This window comes from Actinomadura vinacea (assembly GCF_039532545.1).
Taxonomy (GTDB): domain Bacteria; phylum Actinomycetota; class Actinomycetes; order Streptosporangiales; family Streptosporangiaceae; genus Spirillospora; species Spirillospora vinacea.
In genome coordinates this window covers 19243-33573 of record NZ_BAAARW010000046.1, presented here as the reverse complement: position 1 = coordinate 33573, position 14331 = coordinate 19243, and the positions used below count along the sequence as shown (strand labels likewise).

The window sequence follows — 14331 nt, the reverse complement described above, 5'->3', positions numbered from 1 at the left end:
TTCAGTCGTCGATGGCCTGGTAGACGCCGGTCCAGAAGTCGAGCCAGACGGGATTGCGGGCGGGGAATTCCGAGCGCTGCGTCAGCAGGACGGCCACCAGGTCCTCGGCGGGGTCGGAGTACCAGGACGTGCCGAGGCCGCCGTCCCAGCCGTACCGGCCGGGTGTTGCCGTCAGGTCGTCGCGGCGGGTGACCAGGGAGACGCCGTACCCCCAGCTGCGCGCGTCGCCGAACGCCTCCCGGCGCTGCGGCTCGGTGAGCCGGTCGGAGGTCATCAGCTCCACGGCCGGCCGCGACAGGATGCGCTCGCCCCGGTGGGCGCCCTTGTTGAGCAGCATCAGGGCGAAGGCGAGGTAGTCGTCGGCGGTGGAGACCAGGCCGGCCCCGCCGTCGGGGAACGCCGGCGGCCGGGCCCACGCGCTGTCCTCGGGCGAGTCGTGCTCCAGCAGCGTGCCGTCCTCGGCGGCCTGGTAGGCGGTGGGCAGCCGGCCCAGGTGCGCGGCCGGGACGGTGAAGCCGGTGTCCTTCATGCCGAGCGGCTCGAAGATCCGCTCGCGCAGGAACGCGTCGAACGGCTGCCCCGACGCGCGCGCGACCAGCACGCTCAGCAGGTACGACCCGGCGTTGTAGAGCCAGCGCTCGCCCGGCTGGGACACCAGCGGCAGCGTGCTCACCAGCCGCATCCACTCGTCCGGCGAGTGCGGGCTGCTCGGGTCGGGCGGACCGAACCCGATGATCCCCAGCCGCTGCGCGGCCCGGTAGAACGGGTAGCCGAACGCCTCCGCCTCCAGGATCATGCCGAGACCGCACCGGAAGTCGAGCAGGTCGCGCACCGTGATCGGACGGACGGCCGGGACGGTGTCGCCGAGCTCGGCGTCCGGGGCGCGCAGCACCGGCCGGCCGGCCAGCTCGGGCAGCAGGCGGTCCACCGGCTCGTCCAGGCGCAGCCGGCACTCCTCGACCAGGATCAGCGCGGCCACCGCCGTGATCGGCTTGCTCATCGAGCTGATCCGGAACAGCGTGTCGCGCCGCATCGGGTCGGTGCCGCCGACCGTCATGTCGCCGATCGCGTCCACCAGCACCTCGCCGCGCCGGGCGAGGAGGGTGACCGCGCCCGGGAGCCGCCCCGCCTCGACGTGGCCTGCCAGGACGTGGTGCATGCGGTCGAGACGCCGCTTGGAGAATCCGCCCTTGCCGTTCATCGTTCGCCCGCTCCCTTTCCTCTGACGGTCGTTCGTGTGGTTGGACCGGGGGTGTACCGCGAACTCATCGCGGCCGAGGGGGAGGGGACGAATCGGGGGATCAGTCGGGGGACTCGTCCTCGGCGCCGAAGATGACGCCGGAGACCTCGAGGTAGAGCTGTTCGGGGTAGGGCATGAAGCCGACGTTACGCAGCGCCTGCTTCTGGCCCGCCGACTCCATGACGAACTCGCCGTACCCCAGCATGCGGCCGAGCACCGACCGCTCCAGCGCGATGTCGGTGACCTTGGCCAGCGGCATCATGGCCACGTTCCGGTTGAGCACCCCGTTGATCACCATCACCCGGTGCTCGGTGACCAGGAAGAACTCCACCGACCAGCCGATGACCTTCCAGGCCAGGTAGCCGAGGGTGAGCAGCCACGCCCACCAGAGCCACATCACGTTGGTGATGGTGGCGGCGAACCCGCAGACGATCAGGCCGCCCACCGCCACCAGTACCGGCAGCAGCAGGACCGCGGGATGGCGGCGCACCGCGATGACCCGGCCCTCGTGGGCCATCAGGTACTTGTCGACGGTCCGCGAGCTCGAGTCGCGGTAGACCATCAGGTCCTGCATGTTCATTGGGCCGAGCCGCTCCCGCCGGGCGTCACGTTGCGTCCACGAGATGTCCGCACGATGTGGCGGACGTCATCAGGGTACCGTGCGGGCCCCGGCCCCGACGTTGATCGGTAACGCCCTTGTGTGTATGGCCCGGGCGCCACAAGATGGTCGATATGGACGGCGCGCGGGAGCCCTTTCACGGGCGGCAGGAGTCCTGGCCGGATCGGCTCCTCGTATCCCGGCCGGAACAGGCCCGCCCGCCGCAGCCGCCTCCGCAGTCTCCGCAGCCCGCGTACTCGCCGCGGCCCGTCCCGCGAAACCCGCTGCCCGTTCCGCAGTCCGCTCCCGTTCCCGCGCACCAGCAAGGGCATCAGGAGCCGCACGAGGACGGTGAGGGCCGCGACGACCACGAGGGTGCGCGCGGCGACCAGGGGGAGTTCGTCCCGGACGTGACCGGACGCCCCGTGTGGCGGCTGCTGCTGCGCGGCCTCAGCGTCTACCTGCCGGGCTGGCGGCAGCCCGACGGCGCGCTGCGCGTTCCCGCCTCGGCCGCCGCGCGGAGCTCGTACGGGTTCGGGCCCCCGGCGTTCCTCAACGGCGACGCCGGGTTCGGCCTGCACCTGCCCGAGCGCCGCCGCGGCCTGGAGCCCGACCGGGAGATCTACGTGCGCGGCCGGGACGACCCCAGCTTCGGCATCGTCATCGCCGGGCCCGCCGCCGCGATCGGCACCCGTGTCGTGGACGGGGAGGAGCTGCTGCGCTTCGCCCGCCGCCTCACCTTCGAGGAGCTGTACGAGCCGGCCGACGCCGACTCGGTGCCGTACGCGGTGCGGGCCGCCCGCGCCGTGCACAACGTGGTGTTCCTCGACCGGGCCGCCGGGGTCGGGCTGTGCGCGGAGGTCGACCAGGAGACGCGGGCGGCGCTGTGCCCGGTCTTCGTCCGCCTCGGCGCGCCCGCCGAGCGCACCGTGCGGGCCTACGGCGTCGCGGCCCAGCCGGTGAGGTCCCACAGCTGATGGGAAGGCAGGCGCCGCAGCCGCAGCGTCGCCGCGGCCGGGTCCCAGAACACCTCGTCGCTCTCCATCTCCAGTGACTGCGGCGGCGTCAGCACCGCGCACAGCAGCTCGTCCCGGGTCCGCACCGCCATCAGCGGGCCGATCTGCGCGATCGCGCCGTTGCTTTCGAACAGCGTCCGCAGCAGCGCCTTCAGCGCCGCCTCGTCCTCGGGCGGACGGGCCGCTTCGACGCCCGGCGGCAGGCCCTGGCCGGGCTCGACGCGGGCGAGCGACCGCGGGTGCGGCTGCGCGCCCGACCCGTTGTTCGGCAGGTCCGCGCCGGTGGAGATGAGCAGCGCGGTGAAGCCGCCGACGAGGTCCTCGACGTGCTGCCCGGCGAGGAAGTAGCGGCGCTGCTCGGCGGTGCCGGCCATGGCCGCGCCGGGGCCCTCGGAGGTGCGGAACCTGATGTTCAGCCGGGAGGCCCGCACGCACCGCTCGTACATCTCGGTGAGGATGTCCTCCAGCTGGCCGTCCCGCGTCCACAGCCGGCCGGTGGCGCGCACGGCCGCGCCGTCGTCGGACGGGTCGCGGGGCCGTCCGGTGAGCGCGGCGGTGGCCGACTCGTCCAGCTCGCCCTCAGTGAACCGGAGCAGCTCGGTGACGACGTCCTCGATCTCCTCGAGCGTCCGGGTCAGGGTGCGCTGCAGCTCCAGGATCTCCGCGCCGCCGCGTTCCAGGTCCGACAGCCGGTCCAGGGCGGTGTCGACCTTGCTCTCCACCGCGGCCGTGCCCGCCCGGGTGAACGAGCGCACCGACGTCTCCACCTCGGCGAGCTTGCGGCGCAGCGCGGCCAGCGTGATCCGCTGCTTCTCCAGGTCGTGCAGCCGGCCGGCCTGCGCCCGCAGGAACTCGTCGGCCTGGTGCACCAGCGTGGCCAGCTCCTCCACCTGGTCGGTCTGGGAGCGCAGCCGCGAGTCCAGTGCCGGCAGCGTGTCCCGCTTCACCTTCGCCAGCTCGGCGGTGAGCTGCTCGCCCACCGTGACCAGCACGTTGTTCTGCTTGGTGACCTGGTCGTTCAGCTCCTCGATGCGGCGGACGAACGCGCGGGCCTGATCCTTGCTCTGCTTGCCCGCGTACAGCTCCATCGCTCCGACCACCAGGCACATCACGACCAGGATGACCGTCGTCATGGAACTCCTCGTGGGGCCGGTGGCGAGTAACGGATGGGGTTTTGATCGCGACCATAACCTACGATCATGCGCCGAAACCGACACTTACGTAACCGACTGATCTCACTGGCCGCAGGGTCCTCGACCATTCCCACCCGGTCGGTTTCACCAAGGGACGAACCGCATCGCACGGTGCAGATCGGTCAGTCACAGCCCTCGAACTGCGGCACCGTCGTGGCGACGTTCAGGCCGACCGGGCCGAACCACGTCTTCAGCAGGCGCGCCGCGGTGCCGTCCTGGTACATCTCCGTGATCGCCTTGTTGACGGCCTCGCAACCGTCCAGGTCACCACGCGCGATGCCGACCCCGTACGGCTCGTCGGAGAACGGCGCGTTCACCATCCGCAGCGGCGGCCCGCCCGAACCCGACTTGGCGGCCTTCGCGGCCAGCCCCGCCAGGATCAGGTCGTCGGTGGAGACCGCGTCCAGGCTCCCGCCCGACAGCTTTCTCAGGCAGTCGTCGTAGCCGGTGGCGGCCGCGGGGAGCACGGCGACGCCCTTCTCCTCTTGGACCCGGGGGTAGGAGTTGGAGCCCGACACCCTGCACAGCCGCTTGCCCGCCAGGTCGCGCACGTTCTTGACGGCGCCGGCATCGGACTCGCGGACGAGGATGTCCTGCTTGGCGACGTAGTACGGGCCCGCGAAGGCCACCTCCGTCTTGCGTTCGGGGGTGATGGAGTAGCTGGCGACCACCAGGTCGACATCGCCCTTTTGGAGGAGTACCTCGCGGGTGCGCGAGCTGACCGGCTGGAAGGTGACCGTCGCGCCCAGCCGCCGCGCGATGTCGCGGGCCACGTCGACGTCGAACCCGGTGTAGCCGTGGTCGCCTTGCGGGGTGCTCAGCCCCGGCTGGTCAGAGTTGACCCCGATGACGAGGGAGTCCTTGTCGGCGACGGACTCCTCCGCGCTGACGCCCACGCCGCAGGCCCCCGCCAGCAGGGCCGCCGCGGCGGCCAGCACGGCCGGGCGTCCGGTCCGGACCCGCTTTGCCGGGGGAAGCGCGGGGGCGTCCCGACGCAGGAGCCCGGTCCGGAACCCGGAGTGGAGCGTCGGCGGGGTGGCGGGTGGCGGGGCGGATGCACTTGCCGGGGGGCGGGGGAGGGCGTTCCGCCGTAGAAGCCCGGCCAGGTGTGTTCGCATTGTTCGTTTCCGCTTCCTCACCCGTGTCCCCCCGATCGCCTCCGTCGTCCGCCTCACCGGTACTCCGCCAGCCGCGGCCGCACGCCGGCCAGGATGAGGACGACGAGGATCAGCCCCACCGCCGGCAGCACCGCGTTCCAGCCGCGGGTGCCCGCGTCGCCCGCGGAGACGGCGTCGTTGAACGCCCGGTCGTGGATCTTGATCAGTTCGTTCAGCGACCGGTCGTAGGCCCGGAAGTCGCGGTCGGAGGAGAACCCGCCGGAGCCGCCGCCCAGGCGCGCCTCCACGGCCCGTCCCGTCTGGTTCTCCCGGACGAGCGCCCGGACCCGCGAGTCGCTCTGCTGGAACGCGCGGTAGGTCTTCAGGACCTCGGCGTAGGCATCCGGCTGACCGGGCAGCCCGCCGTAGGCGGCCTCCCTGCCGAGGAAGCCGAGGAACCGCTCCCGGCTCGGGTTCAGGTCCGGTTTGCCGAGGTCGCGTTGGATCGCCTGGTTGTACCGGTTGAGGTTGGTGCCCTCGCCCCGGTACAGCACCGTCTGCGACTTGCTGAGGTAGACCTGCTCGTAGGTGTCGGCGCGGCCCGGGTCGACCAGGTAGCGGGTCTCGTCGGCGTTGGCGCTGGTGCTGATCGCCCGTGCCCGCGACAGCGCCAGCAGCGAGTCGAAGCCCTCGCTCTTGGCGGTGCGCAGATGGCGTTCCTGACCGGCCAGCATGACCGAGCCCGCCACGACCAGGACCAGTACCGCGACCGTGCTGAGCGCCAGCGCGGGGTTCAGCATCCGCCGGAACCGCCCGGCCAGGAAGAACTGCAGCAGCACCAGCAGCGCCAGCGTCAGCAGCCCGAACCCCAGCACCCATACCCGTCCGGCCTGGACGGCGCTGCGCTCGGACTCGTAGGTGTGCCGGACGAGCGTGCCGTTGTCGAGCGTCAGGTTGTAGGCCTTGGGCAGCAGGTCCAGCTTCATGAGGTCGGTCGCCCGGCGGTAGATGTCGATGACCTCGCCCTGCGGCGGGCCCGCCGCGTGCGGCGCCCGCTCGTCGAGCAGCAGGGCCTGGCCGGCGAGCCGCTCGTACCGGGCCAGCGCGTTCAGGGACTCGCGGGCGGTGCGCTCCTCGGTGGGCTCGTCGGCCAGCTTGGCGGCGCGCAGCAGGGCGTCGCCGGCGGCCTCCCGGCTCTGGTCGAAGGCGGCCAGGGCCTGGTCGCGGCGGATGCCGAGGTTCCGCGTGCTGCCGATCAGCAGCGCGTTGGCGAGCTGGGCGTCCATGTTGGTGAGGTGGAAGTACAGGTTGCCGGTCGCGACCACCTGCGGCCCCGCGTCGTGCCCGATCACCCGGACGCCGTCGCGGGCGTTCCCGACCGCCACCGCGGTGACCGCCAGCAGGCCCGCCAGCGACAGCACCGCGGCCGCCGTCAGCGCCCGGACCCGGCCCGCGACCGTGCGCGGCACCAGCCGCATCCGGCCGCGCCTGAACGGGGGAGGGGGGTCGGGGCGGCGCACGCCCGTCCGGCGCCGCCCGGCCTGCGCGGGCACTGCCTGCGCGGGCACTGCCTGCGCGGGCACCGCCTGCGCGCCGGGCGGTGCGGGCGCGAGGGTCGTGGACGCGGTCGGCGTCGACCCGGGTTGCACGGCCGTCATGGTGCCTCGCCCTTCCTGAGGGTGATCGTGGTCCAGACCCCGACGTGGATCCGGTCGCCGTCCCCGACCGGCACCTCCACGTTGCGCGGGATGGTCGAGGTCGAGCCGTTGAGGCAGGTGCCGTTGGTCGACCCCGGGTCGACCAGCACCCAGGAGCCGCCGGGACGGGCCAGCAGCACCGCGTGGACGTGCGAGACGCCCGGGTCCTCCGGCGCGACCCGCAGGTCGATCTCCGGGGTGACGCCGCGGGACGCGCTCTGCCGCCCGATCCTGACCTGCTCCCCGCCGATCGGCACCCGCCGCTCCGGGCAGTACGGCGGGAACGCGATCACCCCGGAGTCGGGGTCGAGCTCGGCGATGACCGCGTCGTAGTACGCGCGGTCGGCGTTGACGACCGCGACCCAGCCGCCCGCCGTCCCGGCGGTGCCGCCTCCCGGCCCGGTCGACGGTTCCGGCACCGGTCGCGGCGCGGGGTCCGGGTCCGGGTCCGGGTCCGGGTCCGGAGCCTGGGGCGCGGGAGCGGACGGTGTGGGTACCCCGCCGCCGGTCGCGAAGTCGTACCCGCACGCCTCGCAGAACCGGTCGCTGGCCGGGGTGCCGCAGTCGGGGCAGGGCGTGCCGCCGGTGACCGTCGACAGCTCCACCGTGCCGGTGGCCCGCCCGCCCGTCCCCGGCGCGGACGCGGCCGACGCGGCGGGCGGGGCGCCGCCGATCTGCTCGCCGCACACGTCGCAGAAGTCGGCGTCGGAGGAGGTGTGGCCCGAAGGGCAGGTCGCCATGCTCAGCCCTCGCCCTTGCGGGTGCGCACGGTCTTGCTGGAGCGGGTGTCCAGCGACATCTCGTCGGCCTTGTCGACGTTCTTCTTCAGCCGGACCGTCCCGGTGGCGGGGTCGACCACGTCCACCACCTTGCGCAGCAGCGTGGTGATCGCCTCGTTGCCCGCCTCGTCGGCCAGCCGGACGGCCCGGCCGAGCCGCGCGGTGGCGGTGTCCAGATCGCCGTCCTTGCGGGCCTGCAGGCCCTCCTGGATGACCTCCGCCAGCTCGGCCTGCCCGGTGTAGTGCGCCACCCGCGCGTTGATCCTGGTGGACTGGGCCTCGTCGTCGGTCCACTGCGCCAGCACGTTCGCGGTGGCCAGCACCTGCGGCTCCTCGCCCGGCGCGCCGGGCACCACCAGCTTCACCCAGGCGGCGCGCAGCACCTTGTTGAGCTCGCCCGGCGGCACCTCCACGCTGATGTGGTAGTCGCGGCTCTCGGCCCCCCACGCCCCGATCGGGTAGTCGCCGGCCTGCGGGCCCGCCTCGGCGCGCTTGCCGGTGAGGTCCTCGACCGACGGCATCACCTGCTTGACGAAGCGGAGCTCGGCGTTCTGCGGCGTCCACACGCGCAGCGCCACGTCCGCGACGTTCTTGCCCATGGCCGCCTCGGTCATCGCCTGGAAGTCGGCCACCAGGTCCTGCGGGTCGGCGACGATGTCCACGGTGCCCAGCAGCGCCGAGGAGATCTTGCGCAGCTCGGCGACCTCCCAGTCGGTGCCGACACCGCGGCAGTCGCACACGAACCGGCCCGTGCAGCTCGCCAGCGCCGCGTCGAGCTGCTGGGCGGTCTCGTGCTGGTTCTTGCCGTCGGTCAGCAGGATCGCGTGCCGGATGCCGTTCTGGTGGGGGTCGAACAGCTGGTTGGCCAGCAGCAGCCAGGAGCCGATCGCGGTGCCGCCGTGCGCCTGCAGCCGGCCGAGCGCGTGCTTGGCCTCGCGCCGGGTGCGCTCGTCGGCCTGCACCAGGGACGTGGCGCCCGGATAGACCATCGCCGCCGAGTTGGCACCGGAGACCACCGCGAAGTACACCCCGTCGCGGATGGTGTCGATCGCGGTCTGCGCGGCGGCGATCGCCGAACGCAGCTTGGTGTCCGGATACGACATCGACCCCGAGGTGTCGATGATGATCACTTCCGCGGCCGACACCGCGGCGGCCGAGGCGACGGGTCCGCCCGTCGCCTCCACCGACACGATGGCGTGCACCTCGCGGCCGCCCTCGGGCAGGAACTGGTTCTGGTCGACCTTGATGCTGAACTGCGGCTGCTCGCTCAACGCTCGCGCTCCAGGGGGTTCGATGGGGAAGGGCTCCCCGCGGGGGGAAGGGGGATGACGGCGACGGTGATGTTGTCGCGGCCGCCGGCGTCCAGAGCGCGGCGCAGCAGCGCCCGCGCGGCGCCCAGCGGGTCGGCCGCCGGGTCGACGGCCGCGGCCGTGAGCACCGCGGCCAGGTCCTCCGGCGCGGGCAGGTAGTTCCACAGCCCGTCGCTGCACACCAGCAGCGTGCCGGGCACGTTCGGATCGGGGACGAAGGCGGCGACGTGCGGCCGCAGGTCCTCGTTGTCGGCGCCCAGCCAGCCGGTGATGACGTGCGCGTTCGGATGCGCCTCCGCCTCGGCCTCGGTCAGCGCCCCCTCAGCGATCATGAACGCGGCCCAGGAGTCGTCGGCCGTCAGCGCACGGGACGCGCCGAGCTCCGGCTTGTCCGCCGCCACCAGGTCGAGGGTGTCCAGCGGGGATCCCCCGTCGGGCGCGGCGGCGGGGTCCGGAGGCGCGGACGACAGCCAGTAGGCGCGGCTGTCGCCGACCCACCCGACCGTCACCGCGCCCGGCGCGGTCACCGCGGACACGAACGTGCAGGACGGCGCCTCGGCGGGTGACGCCGCGAGCGCCGTGACCGCCTTGGCCGCGCGGGCCATCGCCGCGCGCATCGCGGCCTCCGGCGCCGCGCCCGCCTCCAGCCGCGCGAGCAGCTCCGCGACGCCCTGGTCGGCGGCGGCGCGGGACGCCTGGTCCGGGTTCGGGGACGACCCGACGCCGTCCGAGACGACCACCGCGACACCGCCGGGATGCGCGGCCAGGGCCAGCGCGTCCTCGTTGCGGGCGTAGCGCTTGCCGCGGTCGCTGGCCCCGGCCGCGACCCGTCCGGCCAGCTCGACCTCCACATGGTCGCGTTCGGCGGGCTGGCGCAGCCCGCACTGCTCGCAGTAGCCGTCTTCGTCGATGCCGCCACCGCCGCAGCCGACGCAGGCGCCCGCCGGCTCCGGCTCCGTCCCCTCGGCGGCCTGCGCGTCGCCGGTGAGCCGGTGCCCGCACGCCTCGCAGAAGCCCTCACCGGGGAACACGACCACACCGCACAAGGGACAGTTCAGCTCGGCCGTCTTCACCGCCTCCGCGGGCAACGGGTTCTCGTTGGGCAAAGGGTTCTCTGGCACAGGGTTTCCCGTCAAAGGAGCGTCCTCGGCCGTACGGCGTTGGCGCAGTCGATGAGCCACCGGCGGTCCTCCCGGTCGTCGGCGAGGCGGGCCAGCGAGCGGTAGGTCTCCTCCAGCCGGCGGCGCAGCGGGTCCTCGCTCAGCTCCGCGCCCAGCACACGCGCGCTGCCCTGCGGCTGCGCGCCGGGCCGGCCCGGGGCCGCCGTGCCGTGCTCCACCCACGCCAGTGCGGCCTCGAGGATCTCCGCGACCAGCCGGCCGTGCCGCTCGCCCTCCAGCCCCAGGCCGTCCAGCCGCTCCCCGGCGCGCACCAGCTCCACCGGGGTGACCTCGGTGGGCGGACGGTCCCGCACCGCCGTGGCCACCGCCGCCACCTGCGCCGACACGTACCGGATCGACACCTCGGGCACCGAATCCAGCACCTCGGCCACGCCCGCCCGGTCGCCCGCTGCCAGCCGCACCCGGGCCAGGCCGAACGCGGCGCCGATGTAAGTGCGGTCGGTGCGCCAGACCGTCTCGTACAGCCGGGCCGCCTCCTGCGGCGCGCTCAGCTCTTTGCAGTACGCCAGCGCCAGCTTGGGCGCCGCTTCCCCGGGCAGCCGTGAGTACAGCCGGTCGAACAGCGGTGCGGCCCGGGCCAGGTCGCCCAAGGCCAGCAGCGCCAGCGCGCGGTACCACTCGGTCCGCCAGTCCCCGGGACGGTCCTGCTCGACGCCCTGCAGCAGTTCATGCGCCTGGGCGTGGTCGCCCAGCTCGATCCGGACCCGGGCCAGCGTCAGCCGGACCTCGTGCGTCTGCTCGGGCGCGTTCGCCACCGCCGTGGCCAGCCGCGCCGGGTCCAGCGCGGTCAGTCCGGCCAGGAACCCGGCGGCCGGATCGGAGCCGTCCACCAGCGGGATCGGCAGCGCCGCCGCGACCTCGGCCGGCGGCACCGCGGGCAGCACGCCCTCGCCGTCGGCCAGCCGGGCCAGGTCGCTGCCCGGCACCGCCCGCTCCGGCCCGAACAGCCCGGACGGCGCGGGCCGCGGCCCCCCGTCCTCGGACGCCAGCACCTCCCGCAGTACTCCGGTCAGCTGCTCGGCCATCTCCGCGGCGTTCTGGAACCGCTCCGCCGGGGCCGCGTGCGTCGCCCGGCGCAGCAACCGGTCGAACGACTCGAACCGGTCCAGCACCGGCACGTCGGCGCGCGCCGGCAGGCTGTCGACGAAGGTCGTCGTGTAGCCCTTGAACGCGAAGCTCAGCACCGCCAGCGCCCGGCCCACCGTGTAGAGGTCGGAGGTGACCGACGGGCCGTCATCGGCGATCTCCGGCGCCTGGTAGCCGACCGTTCCGTAGATCGCGCCGTCCTGGTCGTCCAGCCGGCGCACCCCGCCCAGGTCGATCAGCCGCAGCTGCTCCTCGGACTGGATCACGTTGTCGGGCTTGAAGTCGCAGTAGACCAGGCCCTGCGCGTGCAGGTAACCGAACGCCTGCAGCACCTCCAGCCCGTACGCGATCGCCTGGCCGACCGGGAGCGCGTCCTGCCCGGACTCCTGGCGGCGGTGCAGCAGGATGTCCTTGAGCGACTGGCCGCCGACGTACTCCATGACGATGTACCCGTCGTCGTCGTGCCGCACGAAGTTGTAGATCTTGACGATGTTGGGGTGCTCGACCTCGGCCAGGAAGGCGCGCTCGGCCTCCGCGGCGGCGAGCGCGTCGGCGTCGCCGGTGTCGAGCAGGCCCTTCAGCACCACCCAGCGGCCGTTGACGTTGCGGTCCTTGGCCAGGTAGATCCAGCCGAGCCCGCCGTGCGCGATGCAGCCCAGCACCTCGTACTGCCCGCCGACCAGCTCACCGGGCGCGAGCTTGGGCGTGAACGAGAACCGCGTCTTGCACTTGGGGCAGAACCCCTCCGTACGCCCCGGGCGGCCCTCCCTGCTGCGCCCGACCGGCCCGCCGCAGTTGCTGCAGTACCGCTTGTGCTCGGCGACCTGCGGGTTCGGCAGCACCGCCGAGGACGGGTCGCGGTACGGCACGCGGGGCACTTCCACCAGCCCGGCGCCGAGCATGCCGCGGCGTCCCGACGACCGCGAGGAACCGGTCCGCGTGGAGGTGGACCCGGTACGGGTCGAGCCGGAAGCCGAGCCGGAATAGGCGCTCCCAGCGGACGAGGAAGAAGAGCCGCCGCTCGACGGGGGCGGGGATGCTTGGGCGGGCGGGTCGCCGCATACGTTGCAGAAGCCGTCCTCAATGGTTCCGGCGCAACCGGGCCGGCCGCACTGCGAGGACGAGGACGGGGCCGCGGGCGCCGGGGGCGGGGATGCTTGGGCGGGCGGATTGCCGCATACGTTGCAGAAGCCGTCCTCGATGGTTCCGGTACAGCCCGGCACCGTTGTGCACTTGTTCATCCGCCCGATCCCTTCGCCTTGGACGCGTCCGCCTTGGACGAGATCGCCTGCTGATAGCCGGACAGCAACACGGTCGCCTTCCTCAGGTCACAGGGGGAGGACCACAACAGCGCGCGGGCCTCCTCGTACAGCCGGGCCAGCTCCGGGTCCTCCGCGTGGCCGAGCCGCGCGGCCTTCACCTTGTAGGCCTGCAGGCGCCCGCGCAGCTCCTCGCGCCGGTCCAGCAGGCCGGTGACGAGGCTCAGGCCGGCGCGGACCTGCTCCAGCGCGTCCCGGGTGGCGCGTTCGAGATCGGTGGCGCGGTCCGCCAGTTCGCCCCAGCGCCGCTGGTCGCGCAGGGTGTGCAGGGCGGCCAACCGGTCGGCCAGCGCGGCGGCCGGAAGGGACGGGGCGGGCAGCGCCGGGGAGGCGATCTTCGCCAGCACCTCCGCGCGGGCGCGGCGCACCTCCTCCTCGGCCGCGCGGACCCGGCTCACCGCGTCCCGGAGCCGCCCCACCTGCTCGTCGTAGCGGGCGCGGAACCGCACCGCCTCGGCGAACCGCTCCTTGAGCCGGGCCAGGTCGGCGGCGAGCGCGTCGAAACCGGCGGTGTCGGCACGCCCGTCCCGCCCGAACGCCAGCGGGTCGGTCCGCACGGTATCGGCGCGGGCGTCGAGATCGGCGCGGATCCGCCCGTACTCCGCGTCCGCCGTCATGCCGAGCGACTCCACCATCTCGGCGACGGCGCGGTGCTCGGCCTCCGCCGAACCGAGCCGGGCCAGCAGCGCGGACCAGACCGCGTCCACGGCCCCGACCGTGCGGGCGGCCTCTTCGTACAGCGCGGTCATCCGCACGACGACGGCGCGCAGCGTCAGCCGCTCACCGGAAGGCGAGTGGAGCAGCGTGCGGCGTTCCAGCGGCACCTCCTCGGCCGGCAGTTCGACCGAGGGTCCGGTGAGCAGCCGGGTCAGCTCGGCGAGCTGCGCGGAGCCCGGGCGCGCGTGCCGGGCGCGCAGCTCCTCGGCCTCGCCCAGCGTCCGGCCGTACAGGTCGAACAGCGTCCACAGCTCGCCCATGCGGGAGCGCACCTCGGCCTGGACGCGCGCCGTCTCACCGGCCAGCTCGGCGCCGTCGAGCAGCCGGTGGCCGGAGTGCCGCTCGAGGTCGAGCAGCGCGGTGCCGATGCGCTCCTTCTCGTCCCGCAGATGCCGCAGAGCGCGGTCCACCTCGTCACGGTTCATCGGCGGGTTGTCCCCATCGACCCAAAACTGTCCCTGCATCCCCCGTTAGACCCCACTTGGGGGATCAGTGTTCACCATGCCGCGGCGGCTCTCAAGAGGGTGCCCGCGGGAGCGGTTCGGGCCTGCGAAATGTCAGTGTTCGAACGTATGATCGAACCATGGCGAACGTTGCGACGCACCGCACCGACCTCACCGCGGCCGAGATCGCCGCACTCGCGCTCTCCCTAGCCCACCTGGGCACCGGTCCGCAGGCCGCCACCGCGCGCCGCGCCCTGCGCGCCCTGTTCGACCTCGACACCCACGACGACATCGTCACGGCCACCCTGGGCACCCTCACCGCGACCCTCGACGCCTCCACCGCGGACCGGGCGAGGGTCGTCGCCGCGGCCATCACCGAGCACCGCGTCGTCCGGCTCTGCTACGGCGACGCCGGGGCCAACGTCACGATCCGCGAGGTGGAGCCCGTCACCTGCCTCGTCCACCGCGACCACTGGTACCTGGTCGGCTGGTGCCGGATGCGGCGCGGCGTGCGGGCCTTCCGCTTCGACCGCATCCTCGCGGTCGAGGCCACCGGCCTGCTCGCCCGCCCGCGCCGCGCCGACCGCTACCTGCCCTTCCAGCGGCGCACCCCCGCGGCCGCCTGACCCGTCCTGTGTTTTCGCAGTCCCGGCCC

12 protein-coding genes are annotated in these 14331 nt (G+C 73.6%); 2 read left to right on the top strand and 10 right to left on the bottom strand.

Going from position 1 to position 14331, the window contains the following annotated elements:
* Nucleotide 1: 1 nt before the first annotated feature.
* Nucleotides 2-1201 (bottom strand): serine hydrolase domain-containing protein, encoded by a 1200-nt coding sequence (locus ABD340_RS45325; RefSeq protein WP_344598067.1) that lies wholly within the window; start codon nucleotides 1199-1201, stop codon nucleotides 2-4.
* Nucleotides 1202-1301: 100 nt separating this feature from the next.
* Nucleotides 1302-1820: a PH domain-containing protein gene (locus ABD340_RS45320; RefSeq protein WP_344598066.1), complete on the bottom strand. Its 519-nt coding sequence runs from the start codon at nucleotides 1818-1820 to the stop codon at nucleotides 1302-1304.
* Between the two features lie 152 nt (nucleotides 1821-1972).
* Between ABD340_RS45320 and ABD340_RS45315 the strand changes: the two genes are divergently transcribed.
* Nucleotides 1973-2815 (top strand): hypothetical protein, encoded by an 843-nt coding sequence (locus tag ABD340_RS45315; RefSeq protein ID WP_344598064.1) that lies wholly within the window; start codon nucleotides 1973-1975, stop codon nucleotides 2813-2815.
* On the opposite strand, the gene ABD340_RS45310 is transcribed toward ABD340_RS45315, so the two are convergent.
* The 8 genes from ABD340_RS45310 to ABD340_RS45275 all read right to left on the bottom strand — a co-directional run bounded on the left by ABD340_RS45310 (nucleotide 2776) and on the right by ABD340_RS45275 (nucleotide 13658).
* Nucleotides 2776-3987: a hypothetical protein gene (locus ABD340_RS45310; protein ID WP_344598063.1), complete on the bottom strand. Its 1212-nt coding sequence runs from the start codon at nucleotides 3985-3987 to the stop codon at nucleotides 2776-2778. The genes ABD340_RS45315 and ABD340_RS45310 overlap by 40 nt on opposite strands.
* Before the next feature lie 182 nt (nucleotides 3988-4169).
* Nucleotides 4170-4985: a transporter substrate-binding domain-containing protein gene (locus ABD340_RS45305; RefSeq protein ID WP_344598062.1), complete on the bottom strand. Its 816-nt coding sequence runs from the start codon at nucleotides 4983-4985 to the stop codon at nucleotides 4170-4172.
* A gap of 233 nt (nucleotides 4986-5218) precedes the next feature.
* Nucleotides 5219-6802, bottom strand: coding sequence for a hypothetical protein (locus ABD340_RS45300; protein WP_344598061.1), 1584 nt, complete (start codon nucleotides 6800-6802; stop codon nucleotides 5219-5221).
* Entirely contained in the window at nucleotides 6799-7581 is a 783-nt protein-coding gene (locus ABD340_RS45295; protein WP_344598060.1) for an FHA domain-containing protein, read from the bottom strand. Before ABD340_RS45295 ends, ABD340_RS45300 begins: the two co-directional genes overlap by 4 nt.
* Before the next feature lie 2 nt (nucleotides 7582-7583).
* Entirely contained in the window at nucleotides 7584-8891 is a 1308-nt protein-coding gene (locus ABD340_RS45290) for a vWA domain-containing protein (RefSeq protein WP_344598058.1), read from the bottom strand.
* Entirely contained in the window at nucleotides 8888-10051 is a 1164-nt protein-coding gene (locus tag ABD340_RS45285; RefSeq protein ID WP_344598057.1) for a PP2C family protein-serine/threonine phosphatase, read from the bottom strand. The genes ABD340_RS45290 and ABD340_RS45285 overlap by 4 nt, the downstream gene beginning before the upstream one ends.
* Before the next feature lie 11 nt (nucleotides 10052-10062).
* Nucleotides 10063-12099 (bottom strand): serine/threonine-protein kinase, encoded by a 2037-nt coding sequence (locus tag ABD340_RS45280; protein WP_425547544.1) that lies wholly within the window; start codon nucleotides 12097-12099, stop codon nucleotides 10063-10065.
* A gap of 335 nt (nucleotides 12100-12434) precedes the next feature.
* The gene (locus tag ABD340_RS45275; RefSeq protein WP_344598054.1) at nucleotides 12435-13658 is read right to left on the bottom strand and encodes a coiled-coil domain-containing protein; all 1224 of its coding nucleotides are present in this window, start codon (nucleotides 13656-13658) and stop codon (nucleotides 12435-12437) included.
* A 158-nt stretch (nucleotides 13659-13816) separates the two neighbouring features.
* Between ABD340_RS45275 and ABD340_RS45270 the strand changes: the two genes are divergently transcribed.
* The gene (locus tag ABD340_RS45270) at nucleotides 13817-14302 is read left to right on the top strand and encodes a helix-turn-helix transcriptional regulator (RefSeq protein WP_344598052.1); all 486 of its coding nucleotides are present in this window, start codon (nucleotides 13817-13819) and stop codon (nucleotides 14300-14302) included.
* Nucleotides 14303-14331: the final 29 nt, after the last annotated feature.

Coding starts and splice junctions, on each gene's coding strand:
- ABD340_RS45325 (WP_344598067.1), bottom strand. CDS start 1,201: ATGAACGGCAAGGGCGGATTCTCCAAGCGGCGTCTCGACCGCATGCAC.
- ABD340_RS45320 (WP_344598066.1), bottom strand. CDS start 1,820: ATGAACATGCAGGACCTGATGGTCTACCGCGACTCGAGCTCGCGGACC.
- ABD340_RS45315 (WP_344598064.1), top strand. CDS start 1,973: ATGGACGGCGCGCGGGAGCCCTTTCACGGGCGGCAGGAGTCCTGGCCG.
- ABD340_RS45310 (WP_344598063.1), bottom strand. CDS start 3,987: ATGACGACGGTCATCCTGGTCGTGATGTGCCTGGTGGTCGGAGCGATG.
- ABD340_RS45300 (WP_344598061.1), bottom strand. CDS start 6,802: ATGACGGCCGTGCAACCCGGGTCGACGCCGACCGCGTCCACGACCCTC.
- ABD340_RS45295 (WP_344598060.1), bottom strand. CDS start 7,581: ATGGCGACCTGCCCTTCGGGCCACACCTCCTCCGACGCCGACTTCTGC.
- ABD340_RS45280 (WP_425547544.1), bottom strand. CDS start 12,099: ATGCTCGGCGCCGGGCTGGTGGAAGTGCCCCGCGTGCCGTACCGCGAC.
- ABD340_RS45275 (WP_344598054.1), bottom strand. CDS start 13,658: ATGAACCGTGACGAGGTGGACCGCGCTCTGCGGCATCTGCGGGACGAG.
- ABD340_RS45270 (WP_344598052.1), top strand. CDS start 13,817: ATGGCGAACGTTGCGACGCACCGCACCGACCTCACCGCGGCCGAGATC.